General features: G+C 37.4%; 18 protein-coding genes. 1 reads left to right on the plus strand and 17 read right to left on the minus strand.

Annotated features, from left to right (window positions below):
* Nucleotides 1-5: 5 nt before the first annotated feature.
* From C0J00_RS05040 to gyrA, 16 genes are all read right to left on the minus strand, one after another.
* Nucleotides 6-2,606: a pneumococcal-type histidine triad protein gene (locus C0J00_RS05040; protein ID WP_104967840.1), complete on the minus strand. Its 2,601-nt coding sequence runs from the start codon at nt 2,604-2,606 to the stop codon at nt 6-8.
* A gap of 355 nt (nt 2,607-2,961) precedes the next feature.
* A complete protein-coding gene (locus C0J00_RS05045; protein WP_104967841.1) occupies nt 2,962-3,897 on the minus strand; it encodes a metal ABC transporter substrate-binding protein in 936 nt (311 codons plus the stop codon).
* Nucleotides 3,898-4,383: 486 nt separating this feature from the next.
* Nucleotides 4,384-5,346, minus strand: a complete 963-nt coding sequence (locus C0J00_RS05050; RefSeq protein WP_104967842.1) for a 1,4-dihydroxy-2-naphthoate polyprenyltransferase — start codon at nt 5,344-5,346, stop codon at nt 4,384-4,386.
* Nucleotides 5,330-6,391 carry an FAD:protein FMN transferase gene (locus C0J00_RS05055; RefSeq protein WP_104967843.1) on the minus strand — a complete coding sequence of 354 codons (1,062 nt, stop codon included), beginning with the start codon at nt 6,389-6,391 and terminating at the stop codon, nt 5,330-5,332. Before C0J00_RS05055 ends, C0J00_RS05050 begins: the two co-directional genes overlap by 17 nt.
* A 113-nt stretch (nt 6,392-6,504) precedes the next feature.
* Nucleotides 6,505-7,047 carry an FMN-binding protein gene (locus C0J00_RS05060; RefSeq protein ID WP_104967844.1) on the minus strand — a complete coding sequence of 181 codons (543 nt, stop codon included), beginning with the start codon at nt 7,045-7,047 and terminating at the stop codon, nt 6,505-6,507.
* 151 nt (nt 7,048-7,198) lie between these two features.
* Complete coding sequence (locus C0J00_RS05065) at nt 7,199-7,486, minus strand: DUF5960 family protein (RefSeq protein ID WP_199773981.1); 288 nt, start codon at nt 7,484-7,486, stop codon at nt 7,199-7,201.
* A gap of 5 nt (nt 7,487-7,491) precedes the next feature.
* Nucleotides 7,492-7,842 (minus strand): hypothetical protein, encoded by a 351-nt coding sequence (locus tag C0J00_RS05070; protein WP_104967845.1) that lies wholly within the window; start codon nt 7,840-7,842, stop codon nt 7,492-7,494.
* Nucleotides 7,842-9,257, minus strand: a complete 1,416-nt coding sequence (locus C0J00_RS05075; RefSeq protein ID WP_104967846.1) for a Y-family DNA polymerase — start codon at nt 9,255-9,257, stop codon at nt 7,842-7,844. Before C0J00_RS05075 ends, C0J00_RS05070 begins: the two co-directional genes overlap by 1 nt.
* 21 nt (nt 9,258-9,278) lie before the next feature.
* Nucleotides 9,279-9,971, minus strand: coding sequence for an XRE family transcriptional regulator (locus tag C0J00_RS05080; RefSeq protein WP_104967847.1), 693 nt, complete (start codon nt 9,969-9,971; stop codon nt 9,279-9,281).
* 69 nt (nt 9,972-10,040) lie between these two features.
* Complete coding sequence (locus C0J00_RS05085) at nt 10,041-10,718, minus strand: ABC transporter ATP-binding protein (RefSeq protein WP_104967848.1); 678 nt, start codon at nt 10,716-10,718, stop codon at nt 10,041-10,043.
* 11 nt (nt 10,719-10,729) lie between these two features.
* Nucleotides 10,730-11,797, minus strand: a complete 1,068-nt coding sequence (locus C0J00_RS05090) for an ABC transporter permease (RefSeq protein ID WP_104967849.1) — start codon at nt 11,795-11,797, stop codon at nt 10,730-10,732.
* Nucleotides 11,798-11,938: 141 nt separating this feature from the next.
* Nucleotides 11,939-12,733 carry a 2-keto-4-pentenoate hydratase gene (locus tag C0J00_RS05095; protein ID WP_104967850.1) on the minus strand — a complete coding sequence of 265 codons (795 nt, stop codon included), beginning with the start codon at nt 12,731-12,733 and terminating at the stop codon, nt 11,939-11,941.
* Nucleotides 12,734-12,762: 29 nt separating this feature from the next.
* Entirely contained in the window at nt 12,763-12,957 is a 195-nt protein-coding gene (locus C0J00_RS05100; RefSeq protein ID WP_104967851.1) for a hypothetical protein, read from the minus strand.
* A gap of 159 nt (nt 12,958-13,116) precedes the next feature.
* Entirely contained in the window at nt 13,117-14,070 is a 954-nt protein-coding gene (locus tag C0J00_RS05105) for a DUF1002 domain-containing protein (protein WP_104968843.1), read from the minus strand.
* A gap of 440 nt (nt 14,071-14,510) precedes the next feature.
* Nucleotides 14,511-15,251, minus strand: coding sequence for a class A sortase (locus C0J00_RS05110; RefSeq protein WP_104967852.1), 741 nt, complete (start codon nt 15,249-15,251; stop codon nt 14,511-14,513).
* Between the two features lies 1 nt (nt 15,252).
* Nucleotides 15,253-17,715, minus strand: coding sequence for a DNA gyrase subunit A (gene gyrA / locus C0J00_RS05115; RefSeq protein ID WP_104967853.1), 2,463 nt, complete (start codon nt 17,713-17,715; stop codon nt 15,253-15,255).
* Between the two features lie 254 nt (nt 17,716-17,969).
* On the opposite strand from gyrA, the gene C0J00_RS05120 reads away from it, so the two are divergent.
* Nucleotides 17,970-18,959 (plus strand): L-lactate dehydrogenase, encoded by a 990-nt coding sequence (locus tag C0J00_RS05120; protein WP_018379334.1) that lies wholly within the window; start codon nt 17,970-17,972, stop codon nt 18,957-18,959.
* 92 nt (nt 18,960-19,051) lie between these two features.
* On the opposite strand, the gene dapA is transcribed toward C0J00_RS05120, so the two are convergent.
* On the minus strand, nt 19,052-19,981 hold the full coding sequence (gene dapA / locus C0J00_RS05125; RefSeq protein WP_104967854.1) for a 4-hydroxy-tetrahydrodipicolinate synthase: 930 nt from the start codon (nt 19,979-19,981) through the stop codon (nt 19,052-19,054).
* Nucleotides 19,982-20,058: the final 77 nt, after the last annotated feature.

The raw sequence follows: 20,058 nt of genomic DNA on the forward strand, positions 1-20,058 counted from the left end.
GTAACCTATTCTATTGCCGTTGCATCTTCTTCTACCACGCCATCGTCTTCATTTGTTGATTCTGGTGTCTGTTTTTCGACATTAGGCTCCGTTTGAACATCAGTTGATTGATCTCCTGATGTCGCATTTTCATCTTGGTTATCTGAACTATCGGTCTCACTATCTTGGGATTTTGGTTTAAAGATTGGGAAGTTTACGCGATTGATTGATTTCTTTTCACTAGATTTATCATCATTAGATTCATCAGCTTTGATTTTTTTATTTCGTTCAGCCTTGACTTCTTCAGCAACCTTCTTAGCTTGTGCTAGTTCAGATTCAGATAGTTTTGTGAATGGAATATCTCGCAGAGATCCCCCTTTTGCACGTGGAATGGTATAAGAATCATTCCAAATAATAGTTTGTGGGTCACGAATATCTTCTGGATCAAAGATATAGCCATCATTTGTTGCGTAACGCCCTTCTTTGAGTGCTTGTTGTACTTCTTCAATGGTATGAATTATTTGCCAGTTTTTCATACCTGTACGCTGATCTTTTGGAGTTGAGCCAGCGATATATTTGATTTTGTTAGCATTGAATGTTTTTTTGTCATTATGCCCAGGATCAATCCAGGCATCAGGGCGTACTTCAGGATGTTGCATGAGGTATTTAACCGTTGCAATTTGTTCCTTCTTCATGTCTTTGTAAAAGGCGATATGTATATGATCAATATGAGGAATAACAAAACGATCTCCTAAATCAACTGTTGCGTTTTCTGCATGGAGTGGAATATCATCGAGATTGACATATAGTCCTGGCTCTAATTCACCTTCTTTTGGTGCGACAATATCATATTTATAGTCTCCATTTTTTAATTCAGCGAGTTTTAATTCTGCAAATGCACGTTGTGTATTATCTAATTGTTTCTCATCATAGATATATTCTTTACCATCCTTAAGAAGGATAAATGAGCCATCTTTCTTGTTGATGACGTTGTTTGCATCAAAGGCTGGTTTTTGGCCAGTTTTTTTAACTTGCTTATCTTTTTCGATAGCAACTTTTTCGTTATTTTCTGTTACCCATTCGGCAACTTGATCTAGTTCATACTGCTCAAGCTCTCTAAATGGAACCTCATGAAAATGATTGCCATGCTTTGCAGTAACACCAGAGCTATCAACTTCAATAATAGAGCCTTTAGAGAAAACATAACCATCGTCTGTATCATAAGGTTTACCATCAAAACCTTTTGGACTAGCTTCGATTTCCTTACCTAAGAATGTATGGATAACTTTCTTAACGACTTGGTCTGATTTATTTTTAGGTTTATCTGATGTCTTAGTTGGCTTATTTTGTTTGGTATTATTAGCTTTAGGAGGTGTTTTCTTATTGTTTGTTTGGTCTTTATGCTTATGATTGCTATTTTGTCGCTTACTGATGTCGTTAGCTGATGGTATCTTTTGCCCATTTGATTTAGCGCTCAATACAGCTTCTGTAGCTTCAATTTCTTCTCGTGTTAATTGATTAAACGGGATGATATGGAAATGATCTCCATGTGGAATAACATAACCAAAATTTTTTTTCTTTGTTACTTGACGCGGATCAAATACTAAACCATCCTTTTCAGTATGTCGTCTATTTTTTGGTAATTTGTACCAAGCATTTAATTTTTGTTCTAAGTAAGACAACTGATTATTAGATGAAGGGTTATGACTATGGGAGATGCGTTCGCCACTATTTAAGACATTTCCATTACCATAATTAGCACTGTCCTTATTAGGATAACTAGCACCAAGATGGACACTGTTACCGTTCTTATCCTTAACAACCATCTGTTTAGTAACAGGTGCAGTGGCATTTCCTCCGCGACTAGTAGAGGACACTGCTGTTACTTTTTTACTACTTCCCTTAAGGTAATCATTAGCTGCTGCTAATTCCCAACCTGCTAAATCACCTTTTGGAACATAGTGGAAATGGTCTCCATGTGAGACAATGAAGGCATCTCCAGTATCTTCAACAATACTCTCAGGTGTAAAGACATAGCCGTCGTCGGTGGTATAACGCCCCTGTGCATTCCGGTGTCCTGAACCAGAGAAGATATTGTCTGACTTATTAGCTTTTCCACTGCTGCCACTTTTACCATTAGAAGCTTGTTGTTCTTTAATTTCTTCTTTGGTACGGACACTATCCCGAACATTGGGATCTTTTAAGTATAGGTAGTATTGACCATTTACTTTAATAATGAAACCATCCTTATGCTCACTAATAATATCAGATTGTCGTAACTGATAGTTAGGATCGTCCATAAGCAATTCTTCACTGATTAAGGCATCGAATGGAACTTTACCGCTATAGTAATGGAAATGGTCACCATGTGAGGTGACATAGCCATCATCTGTAATTTTAACAACGATTTGCTCAGCATCAATACCTTCTTCAGCGTTTAATTTTTTAGTCTGTTCAGCTGCAGGTCCACTGGCAGTAGCATCTTTAGCGATTTGCTCCACACCATCAATATACTTAATACCTTCATCGTCTCTGGCTTGATAGGCAGTAATAGCAAAACCAGTACCTAATAGTAAGGCGGCAGATAGGCTACCGACTATCAGTGCTTTTTTATGTTTAATAGTCATTGATATCATTTATTCCTTTCATTTTATTAAAGAGTAAGACTATATGACAAAGTGTTTTCTTAGCTATTTGGAGATATCTTGGAAATGATATCAAACCTCATATTTTTTTATTTTTTATCAGAAAGCAATATCAGTGATTGAATCAGATTTTAGTCTATTGTTGTTAGTTTATCCAAGCTTAATGATTATGCGATTATCTATCATCTTAAATGTCTATAGCAACTTGCTGTTCATTGATGTTTTGTGCTTCTACTAATCAACTTCTTCGTATCACTAGTAGAAAAAATAAAGTGTTCCCCAATTTTCGGCTTTAGTTCTGGAGAACATTTATATCCCAAGCAAAAAGCTCCCCTAGCTACTTTTCTGCTAAATCATTGGCAATTATATCTAAAGTTTTATCTAGATTTTCCAAAAAGGTCTTATCATTTTGAGGGTCTGCTTCTAACGGATCTAATGTTTTGACTACCACACCTGTTGCATCTGCGATAACTTTTGCTTTCTTATTAGACGTCTGAGGTTCTGCAAAAATTGTTTTGATCTTATTTTCTTTAACAAACTCTAAAATCTCAGCAATTCGACGTGGACTTGGTTCCTCATCCTCAATTCCAGCAATACCTAATTGATTCAACTGATAGCGGTTAGCAATGTAACTAAATGCTGTATGCTGTGTTACAAAAGTACGCTTCTTAATATTTTTAAAACGCTTGTCGTATTTAGCAAGCAGGTCCAAAGCCCTATTTTGGAATTCCTTGGCATTATCAAGATATTTTTGTTTATTCTTAGGATCAATTTCCCCAAGTTTTTCAGCGATGATTCCTGCTTCATCCGAAATAAGTTGTGGATCCAACCAGGAATGTGGATCATATAAAGATTTTTCATCGATACCATCTGTTGCTTCGATGTCTTCAAGACCTTTAACTTTCTGTAATTGGATACCGTCAGTACCTTCAATAATTTTAACAGTCGTTTTTTCAAAGTTTTCTTTTAAATTTTTTGTCCACCCTTCAAGTGTGCTTGAATGATACACAAAAACATCTGCATCATTAATGGCTCTAACATCAGCAGGCGAAGGCTCGAAAGAATGGATGCCATTTCTTGAGCCAATCATACGAACATCATTGATATCGCCAGCAATTTCTTGAGTTATAGCATAAATAGGATAGAAACTCGTCACAATTGATAATTCTTTTTTCTTGGGATTTAAAACAGTATCACCACGGCTGCAAGCACCTAAAAAAATGAGGCTAATCATTATCAAATAAATACATGCCTTAACCCTTATTTTTCTCATTCCATCAACTCCTAATCTTTTGGAATCGTAATTCTTTTACGATACTATCAAAATACCTAACAATATCTTTTACACAATAAACAGGTAAATTTTTTATTAGAATACAAAATAAATTAGTGTCTTGTTCTATTCAATGTGATGTCTTTTGATAAGGATTAATGTCATTGCAGCAAAAATCAACTTTAAGACACTATTCATTATATTTAAGAACTGTTGAAACTTTGTTTATTATTCTAGAGGCAATTTATTTGATGATTATTTTTCACCACAAGATGCCGTTAGGATTTTGTTTTTACAATTAAGTTAACCGGTTAACTATTGAAGTTTATCAAAAAATGCAAAAACTAGCAAGCATAAATTCATAATAAAAACAACATAAGGGTAAAAACAAAGCTAAAAGGACTAGTTCTGTGCAATACAGAACTAATCCTTTTCCTTGTTTGTCCAGATTTTTGAAGCCAGTAGACTATGAAATGAGTGTTTTTCTTAAAGATGAAAAATGATGGCTATGAGTAGGGTGACAAGATACATGATTGAAAAGAGAACGAAGTTTTTTATGGACATGACAAAGGTTAAACGTTTTATCTGCTCTTTTTGAAAAGCTTTGAGATGTTTAGCGTATAGTGGTATGATAACTACTCCTGCTACCCCAACTAGAGGTATTTGCCCAAAAATAATACCTAAGTACCAGACTACCCATGGCAAAATACTTAAGAGAGTATAGAGTTTTATACCATTTTCTTTGCCAATGTAATAGATCAGTGTCTGACGCTCATTTTTAAGGTCTTGCTCAAAATCACAAAGATTATTGGCTAACATGATATTTGCGATAAGGCAGACAAAAGGTAAGCTTAACCAAAAGATAATCATCGTCTCAAGCCAATGCCAATCAATGCTCATCACGGGTCCTGCCCAATGGCTGGTTAATAAACCGTCAGGATTTTGCACAAAAATCGCTAGGAAAAAGATTCCAAATCCCATGGTAATCCCGGAAAAAGGTTCTCCAAGTGGTAAACGAGAGAGGGGAAATGGTCCAAAGGTATAGAAAATCCCGATCAGGAAACACAGTCCTCCGATAGGAAGTAAGAGGATATCTGTTCGATAGACGAGCACTAAAGAAACGAGTGATGCAAAAATAAGTAAGGCGATGATAATCTTAACCATTTGCTTGTAGTCAAGATTATGTTTGCCGATGACGTTATCTTTTCTCTGATAAGCCATATCGACCGCTTTTTTATAATCCATAGTGTTATTGATTGCTGTGGTACACATATCAAAGCTAAGAACAGCTAAGACGAATAAGATAGTACTTAGAAGATTAAATCGTTGGTAATGAAAAACCGACCAAAAGATCCCAATAAGCATGGGAAAAAAACTGGCTACTTTTGTTCGTAATTCAACAAATTCAAGAAAGATAGGTAAGGTGAGATGTTTATTTTTCGGTGACAAGGTGGTACTCCTTATTTCTTAATGTAAAGTTATCTTTAAGCCCCTTACTAATGTGAATCCCATTTTCTTTATCAATAAAGACAGCTTCGACCCCTTCCATATCATCAATCAGCTTGATGCCGTCTTTAATGCCTAGTATAAATAAAGAGGTAGATAATTCATCTCCCTGAAGGGAAGTTTTTGTGAAGACAGTGACGCCAGAGATGTCATTTTCAACGGGATAGCCTGTCTTAGGATCCATGATATGGTGATATCGTTTACCGTCTTTCTCAATGTATCGTTCATAAATCCCTGAAGTTACGATAGAACTATCTTTAACATGAACTGATCCCACAGTATCTCCACGAACTTCGTCTGGATTTTGAACCCCGATGTTCCAACCTTTGGGATCATTGGGTGATTTTCCAATAGTAAGAACGTTCCCACCTAAATTGATAATAGCTGTTGTGATACCATGTTTTTTGAAGATTTTTTTGACGCCATCAGCGATATAACCTTTTGAAATTGCGCCAAGTTCTAAGGTCATTCCTTTTTTGATATAGACGGTCTTCTTCTTTTTGTCTAAGGTAATATCCTTGTAGTTGATGTAGGGCAGTGCGTTCTTGATTTCTTGATCGCCTGGTACCCTAGCAACGTCATCCCCGATTCGCCAAAGATTGGTTACGGCTCCAATAGAGACGTCAAACTTTCCTTGGCTTTTTTTAGACATACCTTGTGCTGCTTCGATGATTTCGAAAGTTCTAGGATCGACCTTGACGGCTTTTTTGCCAGCAGCTTGATTGATTCGATAGACATCTGCTCCTTTTAAGTTGGTTGATAGCAGTTTTTCCATATTTTTGATGTAATCAATAGCTTCATCCATGACTTTTTCTTGGTTCTCATGATAGATGCTTAATTGAACAACGGTGTGTAATAGGGACTCCGTCCGTGTTTCAGGATCTTTGACAACAGGTAAACTTTGCTTATCATTTGCCGATTTCTGACATCCTACTAAGGTCATTACAGAGACTAGGAGGATAAGGAATGGCCACAATTTTCGTTTCATAACTTCCAATTTCCTTTCTACATAGTAAGAATATCACAAGAAAAAGAGTGAAACAAGCTCTTTCTTATCGAAATGGAGACTTGTCTCACTCTAAGCTATATAACATTTCTCGATTACTCTGCTGGCAATTCGATTGTTACTGTTTCAGTGTTTCCTTCTTCTGCTGCTTTAAGCAATTCTTTCGTTGAAAGTTCGAAGTTACTTGATGTATGTGTTGCACCTGATACAACTTCTACATCGTCAACATTTTGTTTGTCAACAAGTTCTTTGTTCAATTGTTCTGTAGCTTCTTTAGAAGAAACACCTGATTTTGCTTTCATGTTTTTGTTGTATTCTTCGTCATCAGCTTTTTTCTGACCATCTTTGTTTTCATAACCAAAGTCTGATTCTGTGATTTTACCATCTTTTACAGTGATCGTGTGTACTACTTTCCATCCACGTGAATCGTAGTCTGATTCAGCTTTATAAGTACCATCTTTTAGGTCAGCTGAAGTTGCATCGCTAACGGCTTTTTTAGTATCTTCAGCTTTTTTACTTACTTCAGATTTAGCTGTGTCTGCTGTTTTTGAAGCATCTTTTGCTGTATCACTTCCACAAGCAGCAAGTGTTAACAATGAACCAAAAAGTAATGTTCCATAAATTAATTTATTTTTCATAAGAAATCCTCCTGAAAACTTTTTATGAATACATTATATCACAGGCTATGTGAATTGTCTAACTTTTTTTGAAAGCCTTTTCTAGTTTTTTTGTTGATGTGAAATCTCAGTCAAAAAGTATTACTTAAAACTATTGTGAAGTTATTTCAAGTTAGTCACTATCATGATGGTGATAATGATAAAGTTGGATATTGCTATCTTGTTGAGGAAATGTTTTGGTAAAGTGGAAATGATGATTCTTGTTATCCTTGCTATTCTTAGCATCTAAAGTGAAAAAACTATTCCCAGAGATTGCCATATACTTGAGAATATCATCTACCAAAAAAGTTAATGGCGTTGTAAAGGTTGAATAACGGTAGTATGCCTCTTCGAATGCCTGATAACTTTCAGAAAAATAATCGATTTGTAGACGATTGTGATACATATCTTGTCTAGCCACAATAATCACTCCTTTTTTACAATGATATTAATGATTTGCTCTATGTTCAGCTTACGATAATGGTCATTTTCCTTTAAAAGAAAAGATTGGTTGTCGAAACTACTGACCCTACCAGTATAATGATAACTTTTATGATTGTCGTGGTAAGTAATGGTAGCTAGGTTTCGTGAGCTATAAAGCTGTATTATTAGCCTTAATGTTTCAGAATGCGTCAAAGAGGATTGCCATTCCTTCTTTGATTTAACTTGCGATAGTGAGCTGCTATGTTCTGACAAGAAGAATCCTGACCACTTTTGCATGCCAGCATCCTGATAGTTTCTAGCTGAGGCAAAAGGAAGATAGGAACGGTCAACCATTAGCTTAAACCATCCAATCCACCTGTTGAATGTCCACCAACTAAACGACTTCTTTCAATGCTACGGGAGGCTTCTAGTAATGCTGTTGCTGGTAATAATGATGAAAATCCAAAACGCTCCCTAATGCGATCAACTGTCTCCTCCAACTGTTCCTCCTTCTCCTCTCTTTCAAAATCCTCAAAAAGTGAAATCGAGCGACTGCTATCATTTGAAAGTTTGCCATAGCTGATACCAATATTGCGAACAGCTCCTCCTTGGTAATGCTTTCTAAAAAGATAAAGAACAGTGCCAATTAATGCTTTGGTACGGTGGGTTGGGTCAATGCTTATCTGAGTATGAATATTTTTGTGCTGATCTGTCTTAGAATAACCAACATAGAGACTGACGAGACTAGTATGATACTGTTTTCGCCTTAAACGGATGGCAACTTGTTCTGCCATCTCAGATAAAACCAGTTCAATATCCTCTTGTCGATGGTAATCCTTAGGTAGGACTTGGGAATTGCCAATAGAGCTTGATTTAGGCTTATATGGATTGTGAACATTACTTTCATCAATCCCATTGGCATGAAAAAATAATTCAAGTCCCTTGTACCCCAACTCTTTTTTTAAAAGGTCGGGATTAGCATTTGCTAATTCCTTAATAGAGCAAATACCTAACAAATAGAGGCGTTTTTCCATCCGACGACCAATTCCCCAGAAATCTGTCATTTGACTAATTCCCCAAACCTTGTCTTCAACATCCTCATAGGACCAATTGGCTCTCATAGTAGTCGTATGTTTAGCTTCATTGTCTAAAGCTAATTTAGCTAATAAGGGATTACTGTTAGACATACCAATGGTGGCATAAATCCCTGTATTTTTCCAAACATCTCTTTGAATTTGAGCAGAGAGCATATCTAATTTATCCTTGCGAGACAAGGTGTGATCTTTAATAAAATAATTAAGTGAGCTTGTTAAATCAATAAAACCTTCATCGATAGAATAAGGCAGGATGTCGTCAGGACTTGCGTAATTTTTAAAAATATCTTGGATGAGCATGTTTCGTTTGATATACTCATCCATCCTTGGAGGAACAATGATAGTAGCCCTCGCCCAAGCTTCGATAAATCGAACATAGGCAGGATTGGTTGGTAAATTCAAGCGCTTAGCATTTTCATATGAAAAACGTCTCGTGGTAACGTCAAAAGGCAAATCATAACTACGACCAACATTAGATTTACCAAAGACCTTTTTAAAGATGGGAGATGCTGCTAAAATAAGTCCTTTAGAGTTTGCGGCATGACTCATCACACATAGAGATGTGCGAAGAGGATGAAGTCCTCTAGCTACACATTCTACGCTAGCATAGAATGATTTCATGTCAATAAAAGCAATATCAGATATCGGCTCTTTTGAATAATCAAAATATCCCATTCGCTAACCTCGTTTCATGAGTTACTGAGCTTCTACTGGCATAAAGTGTCCAATAATTTTTCCGACAATACGTGGTTCTTCCTCATAGGGGGCAAACTTATCAGCGTATTTGCGGTTGATAGATACTAAGCGTAGTCCCTCTTCTTCACGATAGACCCTTTTAACATAAGTTTGTCCATCCCAATCTACTGCATAAACAGCTCCATCGTAGTCAAAACCAGTCTGTTTAATCAAAACAACCTCGCCATTTAAATAGGTTGGCTCCATAGAATCACCAAAAACCCAGGACGCAAAGTCATGGTCAAGGCGTTCTTCGTAAAAAACTTCATCATAATTCCCGTCATTAAAATACGTATAGCCAGTACCTGCTGATAAACGCTCGTAGACCTTGTAAGCATATAATTTCTGCTTAGCCTGTGAAATCGGAATAACGTTCTGTTGTTGCAATAATGATTTGCTATATGCGACAGTTTTTTGCTTATTGTCGGTATTAAGCTGTAAGTAAATATCGACAATCTCGTGTTCTGATTCAAAATAAGAAGGAGAAACCTCTAAAATATCAGCTAAATGTTGTAGATGCTTTTGGTTGGGTCTTGTTTTACCAAGCTCCCAATTAGTATATGACGGCCGTGAAATCCCTAATAATGCTGCAACTTTAGCCTGCGAAAGGTTTTTCTGAAGTCGTATTTCTTTTAATTGATGACCTAAAAACATATCTGCTCCCTTATGTAGTTTATAAACTACATATAGTTTACTAAAAAAAGTGCCCTTAAGCAACACTTTTTAATGTGAATGACTGACATCACGTAGAACCCCATCCTGCATCTCATATACCTTATCACACTCTGCAATCATCCGCTTGTCGTGTGTAACCATGATGATGGCCTTGTTTTTTTCTTTACTTTCTTTGGCTAAAAGTTTGACGACGTCATAGGCTCTTTCCGTATCCAAACTAGCTGTCGGTTCATCAGCTAAGATTAGGACAGGGTCATTATATAAAGCGCGTGCGATAGCCACACGTTGGCGCTCGCCTCCTGACAATTCTTCGGGTAATTTATCCGCTAGATGTGAAATACTGAGATCATTTAAAAGCCCTTCCGCTACTTCGGGACGACTGGACTTATTGATTTTATCCACTAGCTGCAAATGTTGTTTAACAGTCAAAAAGGGTACTAAATTTGAAGCTTGTAAAATAAATCCAATATCTTGAAAACGTCGTTTAGAACGCTTTTTCTCAGATAAGCCTGAGTAAGAATTGTTATTGATAAGAACCTCACCACTGCTTGGTGTTTGCAGACCACCAGAAATAGTTAAAAAGGTTGACTTTCCTGAACCAGATGGTCCAATAATAGCTACAAATTCTCCTGCTTCCACTTGAAAGTTCGTTTCTTTTAGAGCTGTGATCGTTTTAGAGCCATCTTTGAAGGACTTAGTGACTCCTTTTAAGCTTAATACTGACATGTTTTTCCTTTCTAACTAATGGCAACAAGGGGATCAATTTTGGAAACCGATCTGACAGAGAATAATGTTCCCAAAAGTGCGAAAATAATCAAGGCTAAACCAATAGCTCCATAGAGTGTCCAATTGCTCTGAAACGGCACTGCTGCAGGTAAAGCAAGGGAGCTGAGCCAAGTTCCTAAGAGCCCCAAACTAGTCCCAATAAGGCTCAACAAAAAGGTTTGAGACATGACTGCTCCACCGATATAACTACTGGAAATCCCTTGAACTTTCATAACTCCAAAAATAGGAGCTTTTTGGATGGTCAAAACATACATAAAAATACCGATAACAACCGAAGCAATGATAATCAAGAATCCAATCATAAATCCAAAAGTCAAGTTTTGGGCATTATATCCAGGCAACTTTTTAATGAAATCAGCTATTTTTAAAGATTTCAAATCCTTGGGATAATCAGTTGCTTTACCTTTTACAACGAGAGCATTAATTGGTGATTTAGAGCTATTTTCTCCATATTTGACTTGATTAAAAGCCCTTTGATTCATATATAAAACAGGCGCTACACTGAACATGGCATTGTCGGTGTAACCCACAATCTTTAAGGTCTTGTCAGTGCTAGCTAGTTGAAGTGTCTGACCTATCTTGAAATCATTTTCTTGAGCAAGCGATTGGTCAATCACCACTTCCTTGTCATTTTTGAATAGACGACCTTGCGTGATGTTAGGTGCTAGAAAACTTGTCTTTTCAAGGCCAAATAAAGAAACCTTTTCTTTTTCATCGTCTGTAGAATCATTTTTTGTCCAGGCTGAACTTGCCATTTGACTTAAAGGTGCTAAGTTATCTGCTTTGACTTTATCAGCATCCTCTTTTGAGATGGTTGAAGCAGACAGAAGATCATTGGCTTCCTTGTTTAAAAGGATAGTATCAGCCTGCCATTTATCGACAGCAGAACGATTATCTTGCATAAGACCAAAAGCTAATCCAGTTAGAAAAAACATAAGATAAGCGATTAGAAAAAGCAAGCCTAAAATAAGACCATATCTCAATTTAGCATGTTTAATTTCATTTAAAGCTAGAAACATAATTGACTTCCTCTGATAGATAAATTTGAGTAATTCTCGTAAGAACTAATTTAGAACTATTATAGTTCTCCTGAGAACTAAAGTCAATTAAAACTACTTAATCATCAAAAAAGACCAGAATAATTCTGATCTTTTCAGGGATTATTCGGTGACAGTTAACTCTAGAGAACCGACGCCACTACCGTAATCAACACGATATAAGCCTTTTTCCAAATGCGGTGGAATGATGAAGGTACCACTTGATACTTGCTGTCCTTTTTTGAAGGTTTTACCGTGATTAGCTAATTTTTTAACCAACCAAGTAACAGAGTTCAAAGGATTTCCTAGCACTTCTGCTGACGTTCCCTTATCAATTTCTTGACCATCTTTACTTAAAACGCCCGAGATATTAGCCAAATCTTCAACAGTGAAGTTGCCTTTGACATCCTGTTCCTGTCCATAGACAACGCGCCCACCAACGGCACAATCTGAAACCACTAAATATTTGTTGAGTTTAGGGAACCAGTTCTTAAAGCGTGCATCTGGCACTTCAATTCCTGGGGCAATAGTTAATTTCTCCAGAAGGTCTTCTGGTGTATCATCAACTGATAAATCTTCTTTAGCACGGAAAACTAATTCAATTTCAATCAAAGGTTCCAACAAATCTGATAGAGACAAGGTTAGAGGTCCTTGGACAAATTGCGTCACTGTTTCTTGCCCATAGAAGGGCTCATCTGAATCAAACATCCGTTGTGTCTCCTCACTGGTCAAGCTAACCTTATAACCTTGTACTTCTTCTTGACGAAGAGCAACAAAGGCATCTTGAACATGATAAGCTGTTTCATAATCAGTAACTTTACCTTCTAAATCAGCCATTTCTAAAGGGTCTTTAAAAGTTAAAGCATTAAATAATTGATTTGCTAAATCTGCAACTAAAGGTTCTTTTGTCGTAGTCATAATATTTTCCTTTCTAAAATCAAGTGACCTTAACCAACCCAACCAAGGGTATTAGCTAAGAAGAATATTGCAAATCCTATAAGATAAGTCAAACCAACGATAGAACGTGCGTTACGGCGATGTGACAGACGTTTCTCTTTGTTGTAAACAAATGTGTAGTTCAAATACTCAAAGATCGGTATTGTCAATATACATGGAACCGTAGCTTTAAAACGCTTTTCCAATCAACTTTTTTATCATAGGCAATCACTTCTAATAATTATCAGATAATTCTGATAAGTGATAGTTGTTATTATATGACATTGGGAGATAGAAATCAATATCATTTTCAGAAAAAATAGAAAAATCAGGAAATTAATGAACTTTTTCCTGATTTTTCCTGTTTATCCAATTAAACTTTTAAAGAAGTCAACAATTTGTTGCCAAATACCTTTTCCTTGTTCAATGGCCTTATTGGCATCAAAATTAACATCTATACCTTTGAAACTACCGTCTGCTTTAGAAACAATACTGTCTTTTAAGTCATTCAAGGTATTAACAAAGTCGCTGTTACTAATAATTCCGCTATTTGACAAATTAAGAGCAAAATTGACGATTAAATTCATCTGACTGTCGCTGATGCTAGATTTTAGGTTATAATTCTCCAAAGTGTCTTCGACAATTTTTTGGACATCATCCTTAGTTAATCCTTTTCCTGCCTGCGCAACTGCTGATTTGATATCAGTCAGAGCGACATTGAGCTTATCCGCATCGTACCCCTCTTTGCCTTGGTTTTCTTGGTTAATATCCGATAAAGTATTGAGCTCTTCTTGGGCTAGCTCTTTACTTTCATCAGATACCTGGGCACCATTTTCTTCTAAGGAATAGTAAATACCAGCCAAGGCTGATTCTCCAGTTACAGGAATCGGTGCTGCAATTTCAATATCGGCATGTTGAATACCCAAGGTAACCGCAGCATTGCGATACATGTCTTCAGTAACCTTTGTAATATTTTCAGGTGTTACAATACTAACATTTAGCGTTTTAGAAGCTCCTAACTTTTTAATTTTAACCGATGAGTATAATTGTAAACTGCTATCATCTGCAACATCCATGATTTTAGCGTAACTACTTGTGTTTAAGGTCTTTAAGTCAGTATCTTTGCCTTCTTGATAATTCAATAAACGAAGCGTTTCCTCCTTTTGGGAATCCGATAGAGAGTAACCTAGCACATAATCTGGCTGCACATAGCTTTCGTCAATAACAGACTGCACCTGACTTTCTGCTAAAGCAACACTTGAAAATGATAGTGAAGCCATAAGAATCCCTGCTGTTGTTACTTGTTTTTTGATAGACATATTTTCCTCCATACGCTCCTTGACGATTTTCGTAGATTAATGTTAGTCAAGGAGATTGATGATATTATTATAGCATCTCAACCTTAAAGAAAAGTTTCAAAAAGACAAAGCTGGGCAAAAAATTCAACCTTTCAATATAGAGTTCGTTTTAACATCCTAATGCAGTGGTTGGGAGAAATGCTTGGCGATTTATCATTTTTAGCCTTTCCCTTGCACAGCTTCTCAGGGACTTCAGTCCTAAGCAAGCGCCGATGAATGGCTACTTCGTTTGTGTTTTACGTTCGGCACCAGACCTAGAACAGTAGACAGTTTCAGGTTTGAGCCTTAAAACAAGACAGTGACGATAAATTCTTTTTAGTTAAAGGGAGTTTTCCCCATCCCCAAAAATGATACGAAAAAAGAACCTTGTCGTAACAAAGTTCTTTGAACTGTTAACTCTATTAGAGAACGATTTGATTATAAGACGTATTGAAAGCTTTATGGATGTCATTGGAAGCTTCATCGTAACGACTTTCTTTCTCAAGGATAGCATTAACAATCGTACGTTCTGTTGCTTCAGCATCTGTACAAGTTACTAGTGTTAACTCACTTTTACCTGCATGATCATCGATGACAGCCACTTCTGTAGGTGCTACAACATGGACATTAGTGATTTTATAAGTGTAGACCTTGTCCTTGTCTGTCAGATAGATTTTCATACCATTTTTAGCACGATCAAGTGGTGAGAACAGCATTTCAGACGAACCAGTCATTCCAAAGACGTGGTGACTAGCTAATGCGTAGTTATTTTCCCCACCCATGACTTGATTTTCCTTCATGGTTCCAGCACCATAGGTTAGTTCCGTATTACCTAGGCCTTTAAAAATGGGAAGATTAATGCCGACATCTGGTATCGCTATACCACCGATAACAGGTAAAAGCTGTGCATCCATCTGTGCGGCTAGCACAGACTCTGTACTGATAGATTGAACATCGTCAAAATCAAAGCTTGTTTTAGCTTTTTTATTTTTCTCAATCGTTTCTTTACTGACATGCTCAACTTGATATTTATTAGTATTTCTAGCGATCAGACTATTACGAATCGATTTATTAAAGATTAAAGCAATCCCAACAACAATCAGTAGAACAACAATCAGATTTCTTAAAAATCCACCTAATTTAGTTTTCTTTTTTTGAGCCATGTTAGTCCTCAGTATCCACAACTTCTGCTGGTTCATCAGCAGTTTCAGCCTCAACCAATGCAAATGTTACCAATTTTGATGCTTCTTCCAGACGCATGAGTCGAACTCCCATTGTTGAACGACCTGTTTGAGAAATATTTGAAACGTTTGTACGGATGACAACACCTTTGTTAGTAATCAGCATAACATCTTCATCACCTGATACAGTGACAAGTCCAGCTAAAGCACCATTCTTATCGGTGATATTAGCTGTTTTAATCCCTTTACCACCACGGCCTTTAGTAGGATATTCTTCTGCAGGTGTTCGTTTACCATAACCTTTTTCAGTAACAACAAGGACCTCTTGGTCATCAGTGATGGTTGAAGCGCCAACGACATAGTCTTCGTCACGCAGTTTAACTCCACGAACACCAGCTGCGACACGTCCCATACTTCTAACAACAGATTCGTTAAAACGGACAGAATAACCAGCTGTTGTTCCGATAATAATGTCATCATTACCAGTTGTAACTAAGACATTGATCAATTGGTCATTGTCTTTGAGAGTTAGAGCTTTGAGACCATTTTGGCGAATGTTATCAAATTCGGACGTTGGCACACGTTTAACCACACCTGCATAAGTTGTAAAGAAGAAATAATAATCTTTAATATCCTCCTTACGGGCATTAATCATGGTTTGAATGAATTCACCTTCGTCTAATTTCAAGAGGTTGACGACTGGTAGCCCCTTAGCTGTACGGCCATATTCTGGAATTTCATACCCTTTTAGTTTATATACACGACCCAAGTTCGTAAAGAATAAGAGTGTATCATGAGTACTTGTTGATACCAACTGGCTAACAAAGTCATCATCATTGACGCCAGTACCTTGAACCCCACGTCCCCCACGTTTTTGAGCACGGAATTCGTCTTGAGCAAGACGTTTGATGTACCCTTTGTTTGAAAGGGTAATAAGGACATCTTCTTCTTCAATTAAGTCTTCATCTTCTAAGGATAAGACTTCACCAACCATTAATTCAGTACGGCGATCATCGTTAAACTTACGTTTAACTTCGTCTAATTCTTCCTTGATGATAGTAATGACACGTTCTGGTTTCGCTAAAATATCAGCCAAGTCAGCAATTAGCTTCAAGAGTTCATCGTATTCTGACTGGATTTTATCACGTTCCAAACCTGTCAAACGACGAAGACGCATGTCTAAGATTGCTTGACTTTGACGTTCACTCAAGTCAAAACGAGTCATCAATTCAGCTTGAGCTTCACTGTCGGTTTGGCTGTTACGGATAATAGCAATAACTTCATCCAAATGATCAAGAGCAATCAATAAGCCTTCTAAGATATGAGCGCGACTTTCAGCTTTGGATTTATCAAATTCCGTACGTCTGACAATCACTTCTTTTTGGTGAGCAATGTAGTTATCCAAAATTTGACGCAGTGTCAAGATCTTAGGAACACCTTTTTCAATGGCTAACATGTTAAAACTAAAATTGGTTTGTAGGCTAGTCATTTTGAAGAGGTTGTTTAAGATAACATTGGCTGATGCATCACGTTTAACTTCGATAACAAATCGCACTCCTTCACGACTAGATTCATCGCGGACAGCAGTGATACCTTCGATACGTTTTTCTTGTGCAAGTTTGACAATGTGTTCGTGAACCTTTGTCTTATTGACCATGTATGGAAATTCAGTAACCACAATACGCTCACGTCCGGTCTTGGTCACTTCAATCTCTGTTTTAGAACGAAGAACAATAGACCCTTTTCCTGTTTCATAAGCACGATGAATGCCAGATTTCCCCATGACCATGGCTCCTGTAGGGAAGTCTGGTCCAGGAAGAACTTCCATCAAATCACGTGTCGTGACTTCAGGATTGTCCATAACCAATTTAACAGCATCAATGGTTTCTCCCAAGTTATGAGGAGGGATATTGGTTGCCATACCAACAGCGATACCTGTTGCACCATTAACTAAGAGGTTAGGGAATCGGGCTGGTAATACTAAAGGTTCACGCTCACTGCCATCATAGTTATCTTGAAAATCAACGGTATTTTTATTGATGTCGCGTAGCATTTCAAGAGCAATTTTACTCATGCGAGCCTCAGTATAACGCTGAGCAGCGGCACCGTCACCGTCCATTGAACCAAAGTTACCATGACCATCGACAAGCATGTAACGGTATGACCACCACTGTGCCATACGAACCATAGCATCATAAATAGAGCTATCACCGTGTGGGTGATATTTACCCATGACATCACCAGTGATACGAGCTGATTTCTTATGTGGTTTATCAGGAGTTACACCTAACTCGTTCATTCCATACAGAATACGACGATGAACAGGTTTTAATCCATCTCTAACATCTGGAAGTGCACGTGCCACGATAACACTCATGGCATAGTCAATAAAGCTAGTTTTCATTTCGCTAGTCAGATTGACGCTAACAAGATTTTTATCTTCCATTTTCATCTCTTTCTTTAAGTCTTTATCTTTACTATTATACCATAATTTTTGCTAACAATGGACACTTTACTTATTCTTATAAGAGACAGTTAATTTTAAATTTCAAGTTTTTTCAGAAAACATATCGGTTGTTTGAATGGATTTTCACTAATTTTCTTAGATTTATCTAGAAATACGTGACATCAAGCTTTTAAAATGTTAGAATACAATTGTATGGGGAAACGCCCCAAAAAAAATAAGGAGATGTTTAGATAATGACTGCAACTAAACAACACAAAAAAGTTATCCTTGTCGGCGATGGTGCCGTAGGGTCATCTTATGCTTTCTCACTTGTTAACCAAGGTATCGCTCAAGAACTTGGTATCATCGAAATTCCACAATTGTTCGATAAAGCTGTCGGAGATGCCGAAGACCTTAGCCACGCTCTTGCTTTCACATCACCTAAAAAAATCTACGCAGCTCAGTATTCTGACTGTGCTGATGCTGACCTTGTAGTTATTACTGCAGGTGCACCACAAAAACCAGGTGAAACTCGCCTTGACCTTGTTGGTAAAAACCTTGCAATCAACAAATCAATCGTTACTCAAGTTGTTGAATCAGGCTTCAATGGTATTTTCCTTGTTGCTGCTAACCCAGTTGACGTTTTGACTTACTCAACTTGGAAATTCTCTGGATTCCCTAAAGAGCGCGTTATCGGTTCAGGGACATCACTTGACTCAGCTCGTTTCCGTCAAGCACTTGCTGAAAAACTTGATCTTGACGCTCGTTCAGTTCATGCCTACATCATGGGTGAGCACGGTGACTCTGAATTTGCTGTATGGTCACACGCTAACGTAGCTGGTGTTAACCTTGAAAACTTCCTTAAAGATGTTCGTAACGTTGACGAGGCTGAACTTGTTGAACTCTTTGAAGGTGTTCGTGATGCAGCTTACTCAATCATCAACAAAAAAGGTGCGACATTCTATGGTATCGCTGTAGCTCTTGCACGTATCACAAAAGCTATCCTCGATGATGAAAATGCAGTACTTCCACTTTCAGTATTCCAAGAAGGTCAATACCCAGGTGTTGAAGATGTCTTCATTGGTCAACCAGCAGTTATTGGTGCACATGGTATTGTTCGCCCAATCAACATTCCATTGAATGATGCTGAACAACAAAAAATGAAAGCTTCTGCAGATGAGCTTAAAGCTATCATTGATGAAGCATGGAAAAATCCTGAATTCCAAGAAGCTTCAAAAAACTAATATTATAATCTAAAAAAAGGCTCTTCGGAGTCTTTTTTGTGTTGTCTAAGAAATCAAAAATGAGCTGGATGTAAACTAGCTCATTTTTAGTATTAATAATTTGTTGGTCTTAAAACACCTTTGACAGGTTGAGAAGGTCCTTCGCTAAGAACAACTCTGATAATCTCTTTGGCTTCTTCATCAGAGCAAGAAACTAAAGGTAGGCGCAAAGGTCCCACTTCAAAACCTTGATGGTTGAGAACAGCTTTAACTGGTGCTGGACTAGCCACAGAAAAGAGAGCATTTACTTTGGGAATAAAGCGACGTTGGATTTGTGCTGCTTTTTTGATATCATTTTGGTCAATAGCTTCCAACATCTCGTGCATTTCATCACCATTTGTATGAGATGCAACTGAAATAACACCATCAGCTCCTAATGCTAAGGCATGGAAGGCTTCTCCATCCTCCCCTGTGTAAATCAAGAAATCTTCTGGAGATTGCTCAACCAAATAGGCAATGTTTTCTAAGCTTGTACACTCTTTAACGCCAATGATATTAGGGTGTTGAGCAAGACGAAGCATGGTCTCAGGTTCAAGTGTTACGACAACACGGCCTGGAATATTGTAGATGATGATTGGCAAATCACTAGCATCTGCAATAGCTGTAAAATGATGGTAAAGACCTTCTTGTGTTGGTTTATTATAATAAGGAACGATAGCTAATCCAGCTGCAAATCCACCGAATTCAGCAACTTCTTTTGCGAATTCAACAGAATCTCGGGTATCATTAGTTCCGATACCTGCAATCAATGGTACACGTCCTTTAACAATTTTTTGCACAGCTGCGAACAACTCCAACTCCTCTTCATGGGTTAGCGTAGGGCTTTCAGCGGTTGTACCAGCCAATAAGATACCATCTGTATGATGCTCTAATAAGTGCTCAACTAACTTAGGGAGTGCCCCATAGTTAATAGAACCATCAGGCTTGAATGGTGTGACCATCGCAGTAATTACTTTAGCGTTTCGTAGTTGTTCAATAGACATATTTTCCCTCTCTTTGACATAGAAATCCAAAATAGTCACCATTAAAATAGTTTGCTATTCAGGATTTTGAACTGACT

This window comes from Streptococcus pluranimalium (genome assembly GCF_002953735.1).
In the GTDB taxonomy this organism is placed as follows: Bacteria; Bacillota; Bacilli; order Lactobacillales; family Streptococcaceae; genus Streptococcus; species Streptococcus pluranimalium.

Excerpts from the sequence above, each read along its gene's own strand:
- C0J00_RS05040 (WP_104967840.1), bottom strand. The coding sequence starts at position 2,606 with ATGACTATTAAACATAAAAAAGCACTGATAGTCGGTAGCCTATCTGCC.
- C0J00_RS05045 (WP_104967841.1), bottom strand. The coding sequence starts at position 3,897 with ATGAGAAAAATAAGGGTTAAGGCATGTATTTATTTGATAATGATTAGC.
- C0J00_RS05055 (WP_104967843.1), bottom strand. The coding sequence starts at position 6,391 with ATGAAACGAAAATTGTGGCCATTCCTTATCCTCCTAGTCTCTGTAATG.
- C0J00_RS05060 (WP_104967844.1), bottom strand. The coding sequence starts at position 7,047 with ATGAAAAATAAATTAATTTATGGAACATTACTTTTTGGTTCATTGTTA.
- C0J00_RS05070 (WP_104967845.1), bottom strand. The coding sequence starts at position 7,842 with ATGGTTGACCGTTCCTATCTTCCTTTTGCCTCAGCTAGAAACTATCAG.
- C0J00_RS05075 (WP_104967846.1), bottom strand. The coding sequence starts at position 9,257 with ATGGGATATTTTGATTATTCAAAAGAGCCGATATCTGATATTGCTTTT.
- C0J00_RS05080 (WP_104967847.1), bottom strand. The coding sequence starts at position 9,971 with ATGTTTTTAGGTCATCAATTAAAAGAAATACGACTTCAGAAAAACCTT.
- C0J00_RS05085 (WP_104967848.1), bottom strand. The coding sequence starts at position 10,718 with ATGTCAGTATTAAGCTTAAAAGGAGTCACTAAGTCCTTCAAAGATGGC.
- C0J00_RS05090 (WP_104967849.1), bottom strand. The coding sequence starts at position 11,797 with ATGTTTCTAGCTTTAAATGAAATTAAACATGCTAAATTGAGATATGGT.
- C0J00_RS05095 (WP_104967850.1), bottom strand. The coding sequence starts at position 12,733 with ATGACTACGACAAAAGAACCTTTAGTTGCAGATTTAGCAAATCAATTA.
- C0J00_RS05105 (WP_104968843.1), bottom strand. The coding sequence starts at position 14,070 with ATGTCTATCAAAAAACAAGTAACAACAGCAGGGATTCTTATGGCTTCA.
- C0J00_RS05110 (WP_104967852.1), bottom strand. The coding sequence starts at position 15,251 with ATGGCTCAAAAAAAGAAAACTAAATTAGGTGGATTTTTAAGAAATCTG.
- gyrA (WP_104967853.1), bottom strand. The coding sequence starts at position 17,715 with ATGGAAGATAAAAATCTTGTTAGCGTCAATCTGACTAGCGAAATGAAA.
- C0J00_RS05120 (WP_018379334.1), top strand. The coding sequence starts at position 17,970 with ATGACTGCAACTAAACAACACAAAAAAGTTATCCTTGTCGGCGATGGT.
- dapA (WP_104967854.1), bottom strand. The coding sequence starts at position 19,981 with ATGTCTATTGAACAACTACGAAACGCTAAAGTAATTACTGCGATGGTC.